The following is a 16,585-nucleotide window of genomic DNA, read 5'->3' as shown; positions in this document are numbered from 1 at the left end:
CACGGGTGTGTTATTATTTACTCTTAAGAGGGGATTTTGTGTAAATAACACCTGAGGAGAGATAATGGCACGCGAAGTTTCAATTGAATTAACTCGTAACATTGGCACCATCGCCCATATTGATGCCGGTAAAACTACTGTTACCGAAGGTATTTTGTATCGTACCGGTAAAGTGCATAAAATCGGCGAAGTGCATGAAGGCGAAGCAACCATGGACTGGATGGAGCAAGAGCGCGAGCGCGGTATTACCATCACCTCTGCTGCCACCACCTGTTATTGGAAAAATCATCGTATTAACATTATTGACACCCCGGGACACGTTGACTTTACCGTTGAGGTAGAACGATCATTGCGCGTACTAGATGGCGCAGTGGTCATTTTTGATGGCAAAATGGGGGTAGAGCCACAATCCGAGACTGTTTGGCGTCAAGCAGACAAATATACCGTTCCGCGTATTTGCTTTATCAATAAAATTAACCAAACCGGCGGCGATTTCTATAAATCACTGGCCTCTATTCGCGAACGCTTATCTAAAAACACTTTTCCAATTCAGCTGCCAATTGGCTTTGAACAAAGCATTAACGGTGTGGTAGATGTAGTGGCGCGAAAAGCTTATACCTATAAAGATTATACCGATCACGAGTTGGTTGAGACCGAAATTCCGTCTAGTATGGTAGATGAAGTAGAGAAATATCGTACCGAACTACTAGAAAAAGCGGTTGAAGCCGATGACACGGCGATGGAAAAATATTTAAATGGCGAAGAGCTAACCGACGACGAATTAAAAACAGCCATTCGCAAAAGCGTCATTAAAGGTGATTTCTACCCGGTGATGGGTGGAGATGGCCGCGGTGTGATCGTAGAAACGTTGCTAGACGCTGTGGTGGCCTATTTGCCATCTCCTCATGATGTTGCGCAGGTTAAGGGTGTAGATCTTAAAACCGATGCCGACATTGAAGTTAAAACCGATGATAACGGTTCATTTGTGGGCTTGGCTTTTAAAGTTGCTGCAGATCCGTTTGTGGGTAAATTAATTTTCTTCCGCGTATATCGTGGCATCTTGAAATCAGGATCATACGTGGTTAACACTACTAACGGTGAAAAAGAACGTATTGGTCGCATTGTGCGTTTGCACGCCAATCATCGCGAAGATGTAAACGAAGTTTATTCCGGTGATATTGCCGCTGCGGTTGGCTTAAAAGCCACTCGAACCGGTGATACGTTGTGCGACAGCGATAATCAAGTTAGATTGGAATCCATAACCTTCCCAGAGCCGGTTATCGATATGGCAGTTGAGCCAAAAACCAAAGCCGACCAAGAAAAAATGGGTGTGGCTATTGCTCGATTAGTCGAGGAAGATCCAACATTAAGAGTTAAATCTAACCAAGAAACCGGCCAGACAATTTTGTCCGGAATGGGCGAGCTGCATTTGGAAATTATTGTAGATAGAATGCGCCGCGAGTTTAAGGTAGAGGTAACCTCTGGTAAGCCTCAGGTGGCCTACAAAGAGACCGTACGCAGCGAAGTAGAGCAAGAAGGCAAGTTTATCCGTCAGTCGGGTGGTCGTGGCCAGTACGGGCATGTTTATTTGCGCGTCAAACCTAACGAATCCGGCCAAGGTCTGGAGTTTGAGAATAAAATTGTCGGTGGTGCTATTCCTAAAGAATACATTCCGGCGGTTGAGCAAGGCGTTAAAGAAGCGATGGAAAAAGGCGTTATTGCCGGATATCCGGTTGAAGGCCTACACGTTACCTTATTTGACGGTACTTTTCACGAAGTTGACTCGTCTGAAATGGCATTCAAAATTGCCGGTTCAATGGCATTGCAAGATGCGGTTAAAAAGGCAAATCCAACCATTTTGGAGCCAATTATGAAGGTTGAAGTGACTACTCCGGAAGATTTTATGGGCGATGTGATTGGTGATTTGAACGCCAAGCGTGGTCAAATTCAGCAGATGACCGAGCGTGGCACCGCCAAAATTGTCGATGCAACCGTGCCGCTTTCAAGCATGTTTGGATATGCCACCACATTGCGATCGATGTCTCAGGGCCGAGCGTCATATTCGATGGAATTTGACCATTACGAATCAGTCCCAGCTAACATCCAACTAGACATTATTTCCGGTAAAGTTAAGTAAAAGTCTAAAAGTGTTGACGTTTTAATCAATATAAGTTATAGTTAAATAGTAAAGTTAATAAGGAGAGCAAAATGGCTCAAGAGAAATTTGAACGATCCAAACCACACGTAAATGTGGGTACCATTGGACACGTTGACCACGGCAAAACAACCTTAACCGCTGCTATCACCCATGTGTTAGCTAAAAAAGGTTTAGCCACCGCCCGTAAGTTTGACGAGATCGATAACGCTCCTGAAGAGAAGGCACGTGGTATTACCATTGCCACCTCTCACCAAGAGTATGAGACCGAAAAGCGTCACTACGCCCACGTTGACTGTCCGGGTCACGCTGACTACGTTAAAAACATGATTACTGGTGCTGCTCAAATGGATGGCGCTATCCTAGTGGTTGCTGCCACCGACGGCCCAATGCCACAAACTCGTGAGCACATTTTGTTAGCTCACCAAGTTGGTGTGCCTCGTATTGTAGTGTTTATGAACAAGTGCGACATGGTTAACGACCCAGAACTACTTGATTTAGTAGAGATGGAAGTTCGCGAACTATTGTCCAAATACGAATATGATGGCGATAACGCGCCTATTATCCGCGGTTCAGCCTTAAAAGCCTTAGAAGGTGATGCCAAAGAAGAAGACAATATTATGGCCCTAATGAAGTCGCTTGACGAATACATCCCAGAGCCAGTGCGCGAATTAGACAAACCATTCCTATTGCCGGTAGAAGACGTTTTCTCAATCAAAGGTCGTGGCACCGTTGCCACCGGTCGTATCGAACGCGGACAAGTTAAAGTAAACGAAGAAATTGAAATTGTCGGTATTCGTCCAACCAAGAAAACCACGGTTACCGGTGTAGAAATGTTCAAGAAATTACTAGATGAAGGTCGTGCCGGAGACAACGTTGGTGTATTGCTACGCGGTATTGAGCGAGACGACATCGAACGCGGGCAAGTTTTGGCCAAGCCTGGTTCCATCACTCCTCACACCGAATTTAACGCTGAAGTGTATATCTTAACCAAAGAGGAAGGCGGACGTCATACTCCATTCTTCAAGGGTTACAAACCACAGTTTTACATTCGTACCACAGACGTAACCGGCGAAGTTATTTTACCTGCCGACACCGAAATGGTTATGCCTGGTGATACCGTAAAGATTGAAGTTAAATTGATTGTTCCTATTGCCATGGAAGAGGGCATGAGATTCGCCATTCGTGAAGGTGGACACACTGTTGGCGCCGGAATGGTTACCAAAATTAACAAATAAATTAAACTATTGATTGAGACATGACAAAGACACCCGACATTACAAAACAGCGCATCCGAATACGACTGAAGGCGTACGACTATCGAATCATCGATAAATCGTCAAGTCAGATTATTCAGACAGCCGAGCGTACCGGAGCCAGTATTATCGGGCCAGTACCATTGCCAACTGATAAAAAATCAATCACCGTTATTCGATCACCTCATGTGCACAAAGATTCCCGAGAACAGTTCGAAATGCGGATTCACAAGAGATTAATTGATGTTATTGAACCCACCAGTAAAACTATCGACGCGTTAATGAGTTTGGATTTACCCGCTGGCGTCGACGTAGAAATTAAAATGTAAGTAAGTTTAACAGTAGTTACCTCGCCCTTCGGAAACTAGTCCCCAAGTGGGACAAAGTCTAAGGGCTAGGATCATAGGTGCAAAAATGAAGCCATATATTATCGGAAAAAAAATCGGAATGACCCAACTGTTCTTAACTGATGGAACGGTAGTTCCGGTTACGGTAATTGAAACCTATAAAGGCGTGGTTACCCAAGTTAAAACCATGGCTAAAGATGGGTATATGGCTGCACAAATTGGGTTTGGTGATGGTGCAAAGTTAAACAAAGCTCAAACCGGTCATTTCAAGGCCACCGAGACCAAACCAAAAATCGTGTCTGAAATTCGAATTGATGAAGAAGACCAAAAAGTAAAAGTTGGTGCTAAAGTTGATTCAACCTCTTTTACCGAGATCAAACAAGTTGAAATCTCTGCGGTTAGTAAAGGTAAAGGATTTGCCGGCGTTATCAAACGTCATCACTTTAGTCGCGGTCCGGAAACTCACGGCTCAGATCATCACCGCGCCCCTGGTTCCATTGGTGGAATGTTCCCACAGCGTGTTTTGAAAGGTCAAAAACTGCCCGGACATATGGGTCATGTGCGTACCACGGTTAAAAAATTAGAATTAGTGGCAGTTGATACCAAAAATAATTTATTTTCAATTCGCGGTTCAGTGCCAGGGCCAAAGGGCGGCACCGTTGAAATTACAGGAATTATGCAATGAAGTTAGCAGTTATAAATAATCAGGGTAAATCGGTTAAAGAGTTGGTTATGGCCGACGTGTCAGAAGTATCTGATGCGGTGGTAACCGATACGGTTAGATTTATTCAGAATTCACTTAGACAACCGGTAGCGCACACCAAAGATCGCGGTGCGGTTAGTGGTGGTGGAATTAAACCTTGGAAACAAAAAGGTACTGGCCGTGCTAGAGCCGGCTCAAGCCGTTCGCCATTGTGGCGCGGTGGTGGTGTAACCTTTGGTCCGCTATCTATTAACTCATTTGCCACTCGTTTGCCTAAAAAAGTGCGCCAGCTAGCCAGTTTAAAGGCGTGGTATCAACAAATTGATCACAGTAACGTAATTGCGATAGAAAATTATCCAACTTTTACTAAAACCAAAGAAGCAGTTAGTTGGTTAAAATCAATCGGAATTGATGGAGTTAAAACTCTGGTAGTATTGCCGGAAAAAGCCGAGATTGCCCTTAGTTTAAGCAATATTCCGTTTGTCAAAATCGTCTTTGGCCAGCATTTTAACATCATTGACGTAATGTCTGCCCGTAAAATTGTAATTGACAGCGAAATAATTAAGTCAATCTTACCCCTAGAAGAAGCAAAATCCAAAAAAATCGTAGAAGATACCACCGCTGTTACTCCATCTGACGAAGTAAAGTCAAAGAGCAAGGCTAAACATGAATAATATCACCGCTCATATTAGCGAAAAGAGTCTGAAATTGGTTGAAGAAAACCAGTACACTTTTAGCGTATCTAAAGATGCCACTAAAGGTCAGGTTAAAAGCTTTGTGAAAAAAATGTACAAAGTAGATCCAATTTCAGTCAATATTGTTAATATTAAGGGTAAAGTTAAGGGTCAAGGTCAAAAGTCTGGTCAACGCGCCAACATTTCAAAGGCGATTGTTAGACTTAACGCCAAGCAAAAAATTGCGGAATTTAACGTAGGTGAGACCAATGAAAAGTAATTTAATTAAACCAACCTCACCGGGACAGCGTGGCTCCACCAAGCGTGATTATTCGGAAATTACCACCACCACCCCAACAAAATCGTTACTATCTGTTTTAACTAAAACCGGTGGTCGTAATCATAGTGGAAGAATCACGGTTAGACACATTGGCGGTGGACACAAACGTCGATACCGAATGATTGATTTTAAGCGCGCTAATCATGCTCCAGCAGAAGTAAAATCAATTGAATACGATCCAAACCGATCTGCTAACATTGCCTTACTTGAGCACAATGACGGCACCTTAAGCTACATTTTGGCACCAAAAGGATTGACCGTGGGTGAAAAACTCGAAGCTGGTGATAAAGTTAAAGCAGTTAGCGGCAATGCAATGATGCTTAAGAACATTCCAACCGGCTTGCAGGTTCATAATATCGAGCTATTGCCAAATCAGGGTGGCACCATGGTTCGTAGCGCCGGTTTATCTGCTACTGTTTTGGCGCACGAAAACAATAAATCAATTGTAAAACTACCTAGTGGCGAGCTAAGACGCTTTGATTCCACCTGTTATGCCACTATTGGTGAGGTATCAAATTCACAACATGCCAACATTGTTTACGCTAAAGCCGGCCGCAAACGCTGGTTGGGTATTAGACCAACCGTCCGTGGTAAAGCAATGAACCCGAATACTCACCCACATGGTGGTGGTGAGGGAAACACATCGATTGGTATGAAATATCCAAAAACTCCTTGGGGCGCACCGGCATTGGGCAAACGCACCAGAGATAAAAACAATCGTTCAAGCGTAATGATTGTAAGACGAAGGGATAAATAAGATGAGCCGATCATTAAAAAAGGGACCATTTATTGATCCGAAATTATTGAAAAAAGTTCAAGCCGTAAAACCGGGCGAAAAAGTTAATATTCGCACCTGGAGCCGTTCAAGCACCATCTTTCCGGAAATGGTGGGAATGACCTTTAGCGTCCATAATGGCAAAGAACATATTCCGGTTTACGTGGTAGAAGATATGGTTGGACACAAATTGGGTGAATTTTCACCTACCCGTAAATTCCGACGCCATAGCGGTAAAAAAGCAGAAGCTGGTAGAAAAGAGTAACCATGGTTAATGTAACAAACAAATTTGTTAAAACAGCCCCGCGAAAAATTCGTCTAATTTTAGACGCTATTCGAGGTACGAATGCAGAGGTTGCTTTATCTAAATTACAGTTTATGCCAAATACCGCCGCCAGAGACATTTACAACACCTTACATTCAGCGGTTGCCACAGCCAAGGAAAATGGTTTGACCACAGATAACTTAATCGTGATTCGGGCATTTTGTAATGAAGGCCCACGTATCAAACGTCGGATTATGATATCACACGGTCGCGCCCGCGGAATCAACAAACAGATGTCACACATTCACTTATCACTTTCAACACCCACCGCAAAAACGGTTAAGGAGTCATAATGGGTCATAAAGTTAATCCACTAAGCTTCAGATTACCCCTAAACCATAAATGGCAATCAATATGGTTTTCCGACAAAAATTATGCCGAGCTTTTGCATGCGGATATTAAAATTCGTAACTTAATTACCAAAAAATATCGTAATTCCGGCGTTGATTCAGTTAATATTGCCCGTGGCACTAACGAAATCATCATCACCATTTCTACCGCCAAACCCGGTTTAATCATTGGACGTTCCGGTAGCGGAGTGAATGATTTGAAAGCTTCGTTAGAGAAGATTGTTAGCGGAAAAATGCGCTTGAACATCGAAGAAATTAAAAAACCAGATTTGAAAGCCAATTTAATTGCCCAAAGTATTGTAAACCAGATTGAACGCCGCGTATCGTATCGCCGCGCCATGAAACAAGCGGTGGAAAAATCAATTGTGGCTGGTGCCAAAGGCATTAAAATTATGGTTAGTGGAAGATTAAACGGCGCCGAAATTGCCCGTAGCGAAAAATTGGTCCAAGGCCCGGTTACCCTGGCTACGCTACGCAGTGATATTGATTATGCTTGTGTTCCCGCAAATACCACTTTTGGTGTAATTGGCGTTAAGGTATGGATTTATTTAGGAGTAAGCGATGCTAATACCAGCGAAAATTAAACATCGAAAGCAACAGCGCGGCAAAATGCCGGGTAACGCCACTCGTGGCAGTGAAGTAATTTTTGGTTACTTTGGCTTAAAAGCCACCTCGCGTGGGTTGTTAACATCGCGTCAGATTGAATCAGCGCGTCGTGCCATGACCCGATATATCAAACGAGGCGGAAAAGTATTTATTCGAGTTTTCCCAGACAAACCAATCACCAAATCTGCTGCTGAAACCCCAATGGGTGGTGGAAAAGGCACGCTAGACCACTTTGCAGTCGTGGTCAAACCAGGCACAGTAATGTTCGAAATGGATGGGGTGATCGAATCTGTGGCCAAAGAGGCAATGCGCCTAGCCAGCTACAAATTACCGGTTGATACAAAATTTATTACCAAAGATTAAGATGAAAAAAATTCAAACCAAATTAACTGAATTACGAGCCAAAACCGACAAACAACTTCGGGCAGATTTAGCTAATCTATCCGCAGATTTACACAAGGTTGGAATGGGCATTAGCTTGCAAAAAGAAAAGAATACCAGCCAAGTTAATAAAATTAAAAAGAATATCGCCCGAATTAATACGATATTACAGGAAAAATACTATGAACAATAATCAACTCGCATCAAACGCCGCCAGAGTCATTAGAATTGCCGATGTGCACACCGCCACCGTTGAGCTTAAGCGCGACGCCTTGAATACCAAATACAAAAAGCGTTATTCCAAAACTTCAACGCGCATGGTAGATACCACTGGTCACGCGGTAAATGTGGGTGATGTGGTTGAGATGGTTCAAACCCGACCAATTTCCAAAAACAAATCATGGAAAGTTAGTAAAGTAATCACTCCAGCCAAAGTTTTAACCAAATTAGATGATGACACCAAGGAAGTACAAGAATGATTCAGCCTCAGACAAGATTAAAAGTAGCCGATAACACCGGAGCTAAAGAGCTTCAGGTTATTACGGTTATGGGCAATGTACCCCGAACCGCCGCTCAAATTGGTGATATCGTTACCGCGTCAGTTAAAACCGCTACACCTAATGGCGTGGTAAAAAAGAAACAAGTGGTAAAAGCGGTCATCGTTAGACAGGTTAAACCTTATCGCCGCAAAGACGGGTCATATATTCGATTTGATCAGAACGCTGCGGTAATCATTACAAAAGAAAAAACCGGTTGGTTGCCAAAGGGTACCCGTATTTTTGGCCCCATCCCACGTGAGCTTCGAGATGGATACATGAAAATTATTTCGCTAGCACCGGAGGTTTTATAATGAAATCAAATTTGCGAAATAATTTACGAAATGCTACGGCTTACAGCCTAGGCATTATGAAAATTATCTCTCTCGCGCCAGAAGTGCTGTAAGGAAGAATATGAAAATTCATAAAAATGACAATATAATCGTGATTACCGGTAAGGACAAAGGAAAGCAAGGCAAGGTACTAAAAGCTTATCCGGCGGAATTAAAGGTAGTGGTAGAAAAGATCAATGTCAGCAAAAAACATCTTAAACCAACCAATTCAGCGCCTCACGGTGGTATTAAAGAGATTGAAATGCCCATTGGTATTAGCAAGATCATGGTAGTCTGCCCTCATTGCTCCAAACCAACCAGAATTGGGCACAAAATTACCGGCGAAAATAAAAATGTCAGAATATGTAAATTATGTAAAGAAACAGTGGATCAAATATGAACCGATTACAACAACAATACATCAACGAAATTGCACCGGCTCTTAAAAAAGAGTTAGGTTTAAGTAACGTAGAGTTAATTCCTAGAATCACCAAAGTAACCATTAATGTTGGTGCCGGTGATGCTCATACTAACAAATCTATCGTTGAGTCAATTTCTAAAAGCTTAAAGCTAATTACCGGTCAATCACCGGTGGTCAACAACGCCAAAAAAGCTATTTCGGCTTTTAAGATCCGCGAAGGCAACGCTGTTGGTTTGAAAGTTACCCTTAGAGGCGAGCGAATGTACGATTTTATCGACAAAGTAATCAGCATTACTATTCCACGCCTACGTGACTTTAGAGGATTATCACGCAAAGCGGTTGATGGTCATGGCAACTACAACTTTGGTTTTAAAGAAAACACAGTCTTTGTTGAAATCCCATACGATACCAATACTCGCGTCCATGGCGTTCAGGTCTGCGTTACCACTACCGCCAAAACCGACGCAGATTGCATCAAATTGTTAGAAATGCTCGGATTTCCGTTTACAAAACTAGAACATAAGGAGCAATAATGGCCAAGCGTTCAATGATTGTTAAAGCCAACCGTAAGCCCAAATTTTCTAGTCGAACCATTCATCGATGTAAGTTATGCGGACGTCCACGAGCATATATGCGCGATTTTCAAATTTGTCGAATTTGTTTTCGCGAATTGGCCAATAAAGGACAGCTTCCTGGTATTACGAAATCCAGCTGGTAGGAGAATAATATGTTAACAGATCCAATTGCAGACTTTTTAACTCGAATCCGTAACGCGTCAATCGCCAGATTGCGAGTAGTTAATAGTCCGCATTCAAATATGCGTTTTGAAATCGCAGAAATCTTGAAAAAAGAAGGTTATTTATCAACAGTTTCAGTTGATACATTGCCTACCAATCATAAGCAGCTTTCAGTATCACTTAGCTATGATGGTGCCAATTTGCCTAAGATTTCGCATATCAGACGCATTAGCAAGCCTGGTCAGCGTGTTTATGTAGATAAAACCGCTATTCCACGCCCACAACGCGGATTGGGATGCGTCATATTATCCACCTCATCCGGAGTGGTAACCGGCAAAGAAGCGTTCAAACGCGGGCTTGGTGGCGAAGTTATTTGTGAGCTATGGTAAGATAGGAAGAAATTATGTCAAGAATCGGTAAAAAATCAATTCAAGTTCCTGCAGGCGTCAGTGTTAAATTAGCTGATAGCATTTTAACTGTAACCGGACCCAAAGGGACGCTCACTAGAGAGATCAAAGACGGTGCAATTGTAGATATTAAAGATAATGAAGTCATTGTCACGCGAAAAGATGATTCGTTGTCAGCCAGAGCGCTGCATGGGTTAACCAGAACGTTAATTGACAATATGGTTATCGGGGTAAGCGAAGGCTTCACCAAACAGCTTGAAATTCAAGGCGTAGGCTACAGAGCTATCTTAAACGGGGCCGATCTAACGCTTAGCCTTGGCTATTCACATCCGATCATCATTACCCCGGTTGATGGTATCAGCTTTGCCGTAAACAAAAACATCATTACTATTTCCGGAATTGACAACGTTAAAGTAGGCCAAGCGGCCGCTGAAATCCGCGACAAACGCAAGCCAGAGCCTTACAAGGGTAAAGGTGTCCGTTACGTTGGTGAACAAGTTAGACGTAAATCCGGCAAAACGGCGAAAGCATAAGGATATAATATGGACAAACAAAAATTAAACACAATTAAACGTCGAATTACCCCAAAGGTTAAGGGCGATAAAGCTCAGCCTAGACTTGCGGTATATAAATCTAGCAAGCACATTTATGCTCAAGTAATTGATGATTCTATTGGCAAGACTAGTGTATCTGCAAGTGATGTTAAAATCGAAAAGAAATCAAAATCGCAGCGAGCAGATTTGGTTGGTCAGATGATTGCCGAAGTGGCATTAAAGAATAAAATCAAAAAAGTACGTTTTGATCGTTCCGGATTTCAATATCATGGCAGAATCAAACAGCTTGCAGAATCTGCAAAAGCCCACGGATTAGAGTTTTAGGAGAAAGATGAGTAATAACACCGAAATCAGAACCAAAGAGTTTGAAGAGAAAGTCGTAAGCCGCGACCGCGTTTCACGTGTGGTTAAAGGTGGCCGACGCATGCGCTCTCGTATCTTGATAGTGATTGGTGATAAAAAAGGACGAGTTGGCTTTGGTATCGGTAAATCCGACGATGTGTCATTAGCTACGGCAAAAGCGGTTCATGCTGCCAAGAAAAATATGATCACTGTGCCAATTAAAAATGACACCATTCCGCACGAAGTAACCGCCAAACACACCGGTGCTATTGTAATGTTAAAACCAGCCGGAAAAGGAACGTCGGTTATTGCCGGTGGCGCGGTTCGATCAGTTATTGAAATGGCCGGAATTAGCAACATTTTAAGTAAATCTCTTGGCTCAAGTAACGCCATCAATGTTGTGGCCGCTACTTTTGAAGCTTTGAAACAGTTAAAGACCACTTCGGTTAAGAAAGAGGTTTCCAATGACTGAACTGCATCAACTATCTAAAACCGCAACTAAAAAATCTCGAGTTGGCCGCGGTATTTCCGCCGGGCAAGGTAAAACCGCCGGACGTGGTACAAAAGGTCAAAAATCTCGCTCGGGATATAACATTCCACGTAGATTTGAAGGTGGACAATCATCGTTAATGCAGCGCTTGCCAAAAATCCACGGAACCAAAAGTCATATTCAAAAGCCACAAGTTGTATCTTATATTGCGCTTGAGCGGATGTTTAAAGATGGTGCCGAAATTACTCCTACCATGCTTTTCGAAAGCAAATTGATAAAAGCTGCTAACAAACGTGCTAAAATTATTGGTGTAAGTAGTTTCACAAAGAAATTTAAATTTGATGATGGCATTATACTTACAAAAAAACTCGGATTGGATCTAAACAAAACTTCATAGCATCCGTTGGGGTGGGTCATGTTATATCTTATAGCATAAGGATCGAATGAATTATTTTACCAGACTATTTAAGAACTCAGAACTGCGACGCCGCATCTTAATTACGCTTGGTTTGCTATTTCTTACCCGATTATTGGTTCATGTCCCGCTATCTGCGGTCTCTACTGATAGCTTACGTAACTTTTTTAGCAACAATTCTAATTCGGCATTTGGCTTGCTGGATATTTTTTCCGGTGGTTCATTATCTAAATTCTCCATTATTTTGATGGGAGTTGGACCATACATTACCGCATCGATCATTATCCAATTAATGACCATTATTGTACCTTCACTTGAAGCGCTGCAAAAAGAAGGCGACTATGGACGACAGCGCATCAATCAATACACTCGATACCTGACAATTCCGCTGGCAGTTATCCAAGGATACGCCACGCTTATACTGTTGCGTAGCGAAGGAATTATTTCCGGCTGGAACACGCCGCAGCTATTGGAAATGCTAATCGTTTCTACCGCCGGGACCATTTTATTAATGTGGCTAGGCGAGATAATCTCGGAAAACGGCGTTGGAAACGGAATTTCTTTAATCATCACGATCGGTATTTTATCGTCCATCCCAAACACTTTTTATCAAAAATACAGCTTGGTAGTGGCGGGTGGTTCTATTGATATGAAAGAATTATTTAGTTTTGCCGCATTTATTTTGGCGTCGCTGATACTAATTGCGGTGATTGTATTAATGAATGATGCATTGCGCAAAATTCCGGTAACATATGCTAGGCGATTGCAGGGCACAAGCAATGATTCGGTAAATTCGTTTCTACCGATCAAGGTTAACACCGCTGGAGTTATTCCAATCATCTTTGCTATCTCTATGCTTATGTTTCCTCAAATTATTGGGCAATTTTTTGGTAACGCTAAAACCGAATGGGTGAGAGAAGCGGCAGGCTGGATCACTGCCAACATATCATCAACCGGTAACCCCACGCTTTATGGGATTTTGTACTTTGTGCTGGTGATTGTCTTTACATTTTTCTATACGTCTATTATCTTTAACCCAAAACAAATTGCCGAAAATCTGCAAAAACAGTCTGGGTTTATTCCCGGAATTCGCCCGGGCGGAGAAACGGCCGCCTATATTGGTAAAATTGTCTCCAGAGTAACATTTGTTGGCTCAATATTCTTAGGGCTAGTGGCTGTTTTGCCGGTAATTGTACCGCTGATGACTGGTGACCAGACTTTGATTCTGGGTGGCACCGGCATTTTAATCGTCGTTTCGGTTGTAATTGAAACCATGCGCCAAATTGATGCGCAATTGGTAATGACTAGTTACGATAAGTACTAAAGTACCAATTTGATAATCACGAGCACTGTGTGAGTGATTTCGATGCGAAGCATCTAATTTACAATTTGAAATTTGAAATGATTTTTTAGAAGCTGTCATTCCGGGCTTGACCCGGAATCTATTTAGATAACTGACGTGGGCGCTCCACCCGACACCATGAGCGGCGTCGAACGGCGAGAGATCCCCAAGTTACTGAACGATACAGGATCTCTCGTATTCGTTAGAGTTGACGATGCGATCTTGAGTTTTTAGCAATGTTCTCTCATACTAACTATATGGTCCATCGATTATCAAAACGATTGATTTTGGTCTATTTGATATTAATTATCGGTAGTGCGTTTTTGATATACAAAAATTTGACCCACCGCACGTCATCGGCGTCGGCCATATCAACAAACGCAACTTCGACTCCTGTACCAAGTGCCACCCCCACGCCCACAGACGTGAACGAGATCTACACCGTAAAACAAGGTGATTCTCTTTACACTATTGGCAAACAATACAACATTCAATGGACGGTGTTAGCTAAAATTAACGGGTTGGAAGAAACTTCGGTATTAAAAGTAGGGGATAAATTAAAAATTCCGACCGCAAACGAAAACGCCACCGTTCAGGCTACAACTGACACTGTTAGATCTACCCAGGAAGAAACAGACGGTTTGGCCTCTGCGCAGCAATATGCCGATGCGGGCACCGGACAGTTGGCGTATCGCCTAAACCCGGTGATGGTAGTAGAACAGTCTCCGCTACTGGCAAAGTACAGTTTTTCATCAAATGATTTGTACGTTCTTAAGAGTAAAGATATCTCTACCGGTGTGGCGGTGGTAGAGGTAACGCACCTAGGCAAGCTTCATACCGTTACACTACACGCGTATCAGCCAAATAAGGGCGAGAAGACAGTGTGGACGCCAGTGACAGTAGCTTATTAGACACAAAATTTGAAATTTGAAATTTACAATTTGAAATGATGGAAATTTTTATTTATATCCAGATCAGCTAGTTTGTGCTAGAATGAGAGCGAGAGGTTAACATCGCAAAATCATTTAATATTATACTAATCGGTCCGCAGGGAAGCGGCAAAGGCACGCAAGCGGCCATATTAAAGAAACGTTATCATTTGTCGGTCATATCCGGTGGTGATATCTCCCGCGCAATCGCCAAACACAATAATCACGCCGGTATTTTGGCGCGAGATCTAATTAACAAAGGTATTTTACTACCTGACGAGATATTAAACGACGAAGTGAATCATCAAATTTCCAAGCACTTTGGTCGTGGCATGCTATTTGATGGATATCCCCGAACGCTGCCACAAGCTAAGCATTTGTTTGCTCAGCTCAAAAAATATAATCACCCATTAGTTGTAATAAACTTACAACTAAAAGATACTGAGAGTATTAAACGATTAGAAATGAGATTAATTTGTTCAAAATGTGGTGACATTGTTTATCCTAAACACGTGGTCAGAAATGCACAAGAATATTTTTACAAACTGCTAAACAGATGCACACATTGTGGTGGAAAATTGGTAAAACGATCTGATGACAATGAATCCGCCATTAAGCAACGGTTGGCCCAATTTCATCACGAAACCGACCCGGTTATCAGATACTTTGATGAGATTGACTGCTTGATAAATGTAGACGCCAAACCAGAAATCGAAATCGTTGCTGATTCTGTTAAAACCGCATTAATTGAGAAGCTAAAATGACCAAAATTGAAGCGATGCGTTTGGGCGGAAAAATCCTCGCCCGAGTTTTGGATGAAACCGCTCATCAAGTACGAGCCGGCATAACCGGAATCGAACTGGATAAATATGCGGAGTCAGAAATCGTTAAAGCGGGAGGCAAGCCGGCGTTTAAAGGATATGAAGGATATCCGGCTAGTTTGTGCGTTTCGGTAAACGACGAAGTGGTGCACGGCATACCAGACAACGTTCCAATTAAAACCGGCGATCTAGTCAGTTTGGATTTGGGAGTGGAATATCAAGGCTATTTTACCGATGCCGCTGTAACGGTCATTGCAACCGAAACTGGCTGTAAAACGTTAAGAGACATCTATGACGATAAAATTGATAAGAATTTAAAATTATACGAAAGTGAACGGCTTTTGTATGTAACCTATTATTCTTTATCAAAAGCGATAAACACGATCAAAAACGGCGTTACTACCGGTGATATCGGTCACTTTATTCAAAATTACGCAGAAGAAAACCATTTTGGGGTGGTGCGTGATTTGGTTGGACACGGGGTAGGGGAGGCAATTCACCAAAAGCCGAACGTACCTAATTTCGGTAATGCTGGTAGCGGTGATGTATTGCATACCGGCGATACTATTGCTATTGAGCCGATGCTGACAATGAGAGATTGGCATGTAAAACAGGATAATGATGGCTGGACAGTGCGTACTCGTGATCAATCGTGGGCAGCACACTTTGAACACACCGTTGTCGTGACCGAGAACGGCTGCGAGATCTTAACATTAATATGACGATCTGTCATTCCGGGCTTGATCCGGAATCTATATAGAAATATATTCCACATCATTTCTTCACAAAGTGTCGGGCGGACGGACATTCGAGTCCGCCCCTACAATGCTCGTGACGTTTACACTGACAAAAGTCTTGCATAATCGCAATGAATATGTTAATATTTTATTAGTTAGTATTAAGGACAACCACACTTGAGTTCAAAGGAAAACGTAATTGAAGTTGAAGGTTTGGTAGAAGAGTCTTTACCAAACGCCACTTTTAGAGTGATTCTAGATGGTGGACAGGTTATTTTTTGTCATTTATCTGGCAAAATGCGGGTTAATTTTATCAAAATTTTGCCCGGTGACCGCGTTTTAATTGAAATGAGCGTGTACGATTTATCTAAAGGTCGGATTATCCGCCGTTTACCGATAAACAAAAACGTTCCTGAACCCGTAGTAGAAGAACCGGTGGTCGCTAAACCTATCGAAACCATAGATGAAAGTGTTAAAGACAACGAGGAAGTAAAGTGAAAGTTAGATCATCAGTAAAAGTTATGTGCCAAAATTGCCGTATTATTAGACGTTGCGGTGTTGTTCGTGTTCTGTGCACAAATCCAAAACATAAACAGAGACAGGGCTAGGA

27 protein-coding genes and 1 pseudogene are annotated in these 16,585 nt (G+C 42.4%); all 28 read left to right on the top strand.

The features are described 5' to 3' along the window. Window positions 1-64: 64 nt before the first annotated feature. Window positions 65-2,137, top strand: a complete 2,073-nt coding sequence (gene fusA, locus WC773_01410; protein MFA6082059.1) for an elongation factor G — start codon at window positions 65-67, stop codon at window positions 2,135-2,137. Between the two features lie 71 nt (window positions 2,138-2,208). Beyond that, a complete protein-coding gene (gene tuf / locus WC773_01405) occupies window positions 2,209-3,393 on the top strand; it encodes an elongation factor Tu (protein MFA6082058.1) in 1,185 nt (394 codons plus the stop codon). A gap of 38 nt (window positions 3,394-3,431) precedes the next feature. Then, window positions 3,432-3,740, top strand: coding sequence for a 30S ribosomal protein S10 (gene rpsJ, locus WC773_01400; protein ID MFA6082057.1), 309 nt, complete (start codon window positions 3,432-3,434; stop codon window positions 3,738-3,740). A gap of 85 nt (window positions 3,741-3,825) precedes the next feature. Then, a complete protein-coding gene (gene rplC, locus WC773_01395) occupies window positions 3,826-4,443 on the top strand; it encodes a 50S ribosomal protein L3 (GenBank protein MFA6082056.1) in 618 nt (205 codons plus the stop codon). After that, window positions 4,440-5,135: a 50S ribosomal protein L4 gene (rplD, locus tag WC773_01390; protein MFA6082055.1), complete on the top strand. Its 696-nt coding sequence runs from the start codon at window positions 4,440-4,442 to the stop codon at window positions 5,133-5,135. The genes rplC and rplD overlap by 4 nt, the downstream gene beginning before the upstream one ends. After that, on the top strand, window positions 5,128-5,415 hold the full coding sequence (locus WC773_01385; GenBank protein ID MFA6082054.1) for a 50S ribosomal protein L23: 288 nt from the start codon (window positions 5,128-5,130) through the stop codon (window positions 5,413-5,415). Before rplD ends, WC773_01385 begins: the two co-directional genes overlap by 8 nt. Then, on the top strand, window positions 5,405-6,232 hold the full coding sequence (gene rplB / locus WC773_01380; GenBank protein ID MFA6082053.1) for a 50S ribosomal protein L2: 828 nt from the start codon (window positions 5,405-5,407) through the stop codon (window positions 6,230-6,232). The genes WC773_01385 and rplB overlap by 11 nt, the downstream gene beginning before the upstream one ends. A 1-nt stretch (window position 6,233) precedes the next feature. Beyond that, window positions 6,234-6,515, top strand: coding sequence for a 30S ribosomal protein S19 (gene rpsS / locus WC773_01375; GenBank protein MFA6082052.1), 282 nt, complete (start codon window positions 6,234-6,236; stop codon window positions 6,513-6,515). Window positions 6,516-6,517: 2 nt separating this feature from the next. Continuing rightward, the gene (gene rplV / locus WC773_01370; GenBank protein ID MFA6082051.1) at window positions 6,518-6,868 is read left to right on the top strand and encodes a 50S ribosomal protein L22; all 351 of its coding nucleotides are present in this window, start codon (window positions 6,518-6,520) and stop codon (window positions 6,866-6,868) included. Beyond that, on the top strand, window positions 6,868-7,509 hold the full coding sequence (gene rpsC, locus WC773_01365) for a 30S ribosomal protein S3 (protein ID MFA6082050.1): 642 nt from the start codon (window positions 6,868-6,870) through the stop codon (window positions 7,507-7,509). Before rplV ends, rpsC begins: the two co-directional genes overlap by 1 nt. Beyond that, a complete protein-coding gene (gene rplP / locus WC773_01360; protein ID MFA6082049.1) occupies window positions 7,487-7,894 on the top strand; it encodes a 50S ribosomal protein L16 in 408 nt (135 codons plus the stop codon). The genes rpsC and rplP overlap by 23 nt, the downstream gene beginning before the upstream one ends. 1 nt (window position 7,895) lies before the next feature. Further along, complete coding sequence (gene rpmC, locus WC773_01355) at window positions 7,896-8,105, top strand: 50S ribosomal protein L29 (protein ID MFA6082048.1); 210 nt, start codon at window positions 7,896-7,898, stop codon at window positions 8,103-8,105. Beyond that, entirely contained in the window at window positions 8,095-8,391 is a 297-nt protein-coding gene (gene rpsQ, locus WC773_01350) for a 30S ribosomal protein S17 (protein ID MFA6082047.1), read from the top strand. Before rpmC ends, rpsQ begins: the two co-directional genes overlap by 11 nt. Continuing rightward, window positions 8,388-8,762, top strand: a complete 375-nt coding sequence (gene rplN / locus WC773_01345) for a 50S ribosomal protein L14 (protein MFA6082046.1) — start codon at window positions 8,388-8,390, stop codon at window positions 8,760-8,762. Before rpsQ ends, rplN begins: the two co-directional genes overlap by 4 nt. Before the next feature lie 100 nt (window positions 8,763-8,862). After that, window positions 8,863-9,180, top strand: a complete 318-nt coding sequence (rplX, locus tag WC773_01340) for a 50S ribosomal protein L24 (GenBank protein MFA6082045.1) — start codon at window positions 8,863-8,865, stop codon at window positions 9,178-9,180. Next, window positions 9,177-9,734 carry a 50S ribosomal protein L5 gene (rplE, locus tag WC773_01335; protein MFA6082044.1) on the top strand — a complete coding sequence of 186 codons (558 nt, stop codon included), beginning with the start codon at window positions 9,177-9,179 and terminating at the stop codon, window positions 9,732-9,734. Before rplX ends, rplE begins: the two co-directional genes overlap by 4 nt. Beyond that, entirely contained in the window at window positions 9,734-9,919 is a 186-nt protein-coding gene (locus tag WC773_01330) for a type Z 30S ribosomal protein S14 (GenBank protein MFA6082043.1), read from the top strand. Before rplE ends, WC773_01330 begins: the two co-directional genes overlap by 1 nt. A gap of 9 nt (window positions 9,920-9,928) precedes the next feature. Beyond that, window positions 9,929-10,327, top strand: a complete 399-nt coding sequence (rpsH, locus tag WC773_01325; protein ID MFA6082042.1) for a 30S ribosomal protein S8 — start codon at window positions 9,929-9,931, stop codon at window positions 10,325-10,327. A gap of 14 nt (window positions 10,328-10,341) precedes the next feature. Next, window positions 10,342-10,878: a 50S ribosomal protein L6 gene (gene rplF / locus WC773_01320; GenBank protein MFA6082041.1), complete on the top strand. Its 537-nt coding sequence runs from the start codon at window positions 10,342-10,344 to the stop codon at window positions 10,876-10,878. A 9-nt stretch (window positions 10,879-10,887) separates the two neighbouring features. Continuing rightward, a complete protein-coding gene (gene rplR, locus WC773_01315) occupies window positions 10,888-11,223 on the top strand; it encodes a 50S ribosomal protein L18 (GenBank protein MFA6082040.1) in 336 nt (111 codons plus the stop codon). A 7-nt stretch (window positions 11,224-11,230) separates the two neighbouring features. Further along, a complete protein-coding gene (rpsE, locus tag WC773_01310; GenBank protein ID MFA6082039.1) occupies window positions 11,231-11,713 on the top strand; it encodes a 30S ribosomal protein S5 in 483 nt (160 codons plus the stop codon). Beyond that, window positions 11,706-12,128, top strand: a complete 423-nt coding sequence (rplO, locus tag WC773_01305) for a 50S ribosomal protein L15 (GenBank protein ID MFA6082038.1) — start codon at window positions 11,706-11,708, stop codon at window positions 12,126-12,128. Before rpsE ends, rplO begins: the two co-directional genes overlap by 8 nt. Before the next feature lie 46 nt (window positions 12,129-12,174). Continuing rightward, a complete protein-coding gene (secY, locus tag WC773_01300) occupies window positions 12,175-13,470 on the top strand; it encodes a preprotein translocase subunit SecY (protein ID MFA6082037.1) in 1,296 nt (431 codons plus the stop codon). Window positions 13,471-13,745: 275 nt separating this feature from the next. Beyond that, the gene (locus WC773_01295; protein MFA6082036.1) at window positions 13,746-14,399 is read left to right on the top strand and encodes a LysM peptidoglycan-binding domain-containing protein; all 654 of its coding nucleotides are present in this window, start codon (window positions 13,746-13,748) and stop codon (window positions 14,397-14,399) included. Between the two features lie 101 nt (window positions 14,400-14,500). After that, the gene (locus WC773_01290) at window positions 14,501-15,181 is read left to right on the top strand and encodes a nucleoside monophosphate kinase (GenBank protein MFA6082035.1); all 681 of its coding nucleotides are present in this window, start codon (window positions 14,501-14,503) and stop codon (window positions 15,179-15,181) included. Then, window positions 15,178-15,960, top strand: coding sequence for a type I methionyl aminopeptidase (map, locus tag WC773_01285; protein MFA6082034.1), 783 nt, complete (start codon window positions 15,178-15,180; stop codon window positions 15,958-15,960). The genes WC773_01290 and map overlap by 4 nt, the downstream gene beginning before the upstream one ends. A gap of 192 nt (window positions 15,961-16,152) precedes the next feature. After that, window positions 16,153-16,365 (top strand): annotated as a pseudogene (gene infA, locus WC773_01280) (translation initiation factor IF-1). A 104-nt stretch (window positions 16,366-16,469) separates the two neighbouring features. Continuing rightward, a complete protein-coding gene (rpmJ, locus tag WC773_01275) occupies window positions 16,470-16,583 on the top strand; it encodes a 50S ribosomal protein L36 (GenBank protein ID MFA6082033.1) in 114 nt (37 codons plus the stop codon). Window positions 16,584-16,585 lie beyond the last annotated feature (2 nt).

This window comes from Patescibacteria group bacterium, from assembly GCA_041660565.1.
GTDB lineage: Bacteria > Patescibacteriota > UBA1384 > CAJBMM01 > CAJBMM01 > JBAZWC01.
Note: the sequence above shows the minus strand (reverse complement) of the source record. Positions and strands in the feature narration are given on the sequence as shown.

Excerpts from the sequence above, each read along its gene's own strand:
- rplP (MFA6082049.1), top strand. The coding sequence starts at position 7,487 with ATGCTAATACCAGCGAAAATTAAACATCGAAAGCAACAGCGCGGCAAA.
- rplV (MFA6082051.1), top strand. The coding sequence starts at position 6,518 with ATGGTTAATGTAACAAACAAATTTGTTAAAACAGCCCCGCGAAAAATT.
- rpsQ (MFA6082047.1), top strand. The coding sequence starts at position 8,095 with ATGAACAATAATCAACTCGCATCAAACGCCGCCAGAGTCATTAGAATT.
- map (MFA6082034.1), top strand. The coding sequence starts at position 15,178 with ATGACCAAAATTGAAGCGATGCGTTTGGGCGGAAAAATCCTCGCCCGA.
- rplX (MFA6082045.1), top strand. The coding sequence starts at position 8,863 with ATGAAAATTCATAAAAATGACAATATAATCGTGATTACCGGTAAGGAC.
- rpmC (MFA6082048.1), top strand. The coding sequence starts at position 7,896 with ATGAAAAAAATTCAAACCAAATTAACTGAATTACGAGCCAAAACCGAC.
- rplN (MFA6082046.1), top strand. The coding sequence starts at position 8,388 with ATGATTCAGCCTCAGACAAGATTAAAAGTAGCCGATAACACCGGAGCT.
- secY (MFA6082037.1), top strand. The coding sequence starts at position 12,175 with ATGAATTATTTTACCAGACTATTTAAGAACTCAGAACTGCGACGCCGC.
- WC773_01295 (MFA6082036.1), top strand. The coding sequence starts at position 13,746 with ATGGTCCATCGATTATCAAAACGATTGATTTTGGTCTATTTGATATTA.
- rpsC (MFA6082050.1), top strand. The coding sequence starts at position 6,868 with ATGGGTCATAAAGTTAATCCACTAAGCTTCAGATTACCCCTAAACCAT.
- rplC (MFA6082056.1), top strand. The coding sequence starts at position 3,826 with ATGAAGCCATATATTATCGGAAAAAAAATCGGAATGACCCAACTGTTC.
- rplF (MFA6082041.1), top strand. The coding sequence starts at position 10,342 with ATGTCAAGAATCGGTAAAAAATCAATTCAAGTTCCTGCAGGCGTCAGT.
- fusA (MFA6082059.1), top strand. The coding sequence starts at position 65 with ATGGCACGCGAAGTTTCAATTGAATTAACTCGTAACATTGGCACCATC.
- rplE (MFA6082044.1), top strand. The coding sequence starts at position 9,177 with ATGAACCGATTACAACAACAATACATCAACGAAATTGCACCGGCTCTT.
- rplO (MFA6082038.1), top strand. The coding sequence starts at position 11,706 with ATGACTGAACTGCATCAACTATCTAAAACCGCAACTAAAAAATCTCGA.
- rpsH (MFA6082042.1), top strand. The coding sequence starts at position 9,929 with ATGTTAACAGATCCAATTGCAGACTTTTTAACTCGAATCCGTAACGCG.
- rpsS (MFA6082052.1), top strand. The coding sequence starts at position 6,234 with ATGAGCCGATCATTAAAAAAGGGACCATTTATTGATCCGAAATTATTG.
- rplR (MFA6082040.1), top strand. The coding sequence starts at position 10,888 with ATGGACAAACAAAAATTAAACACAATTAAACGTCGAATTACCCCAAAG.
- WC773_01385 (MFA6082054.1), top strand. The coding sequence starts at position 5,128 with ATGAATAATATCACCGCTCATATTAGCGAAAAGAGTCTGAAATTGGTT.
- rplB (MFA6082053.1), top strand. The coding sequence starts at position 5,405 with ATGAAAAGTAATTTAATTAAACCAACCTCACCGGGACAGCGTGGCTCC.
- tuf (MFA6082058.1), top strand. The coding sequence starts at position 2,209 with ATGGCTCAAGAGAAATTTGAACGATCCAAACCACACGTAAATGTGGGT.
- rplD (MFA6082055.1), top strand. The coding sequence starts at position 4,440 with ATGAAGTTAGCAGTTATAAATAATCAGGGTAAATCGGTTAAAGAGTTG.
- rpsE (MFA6082039.1), top strand. The coding sequence starts at position 11,231 with ATGAGTAATAACACCGAAATCAGAACCAAAGAGTTTGAAGAGAAAGTC.
- WC773_01330 (MFA6082043.1), top strand. The coding sequence starts at position 9,734 with ATGGCCAAGCGTTCAATGATTGTTAAAGCCAACCGTAAGCCCAAATTT.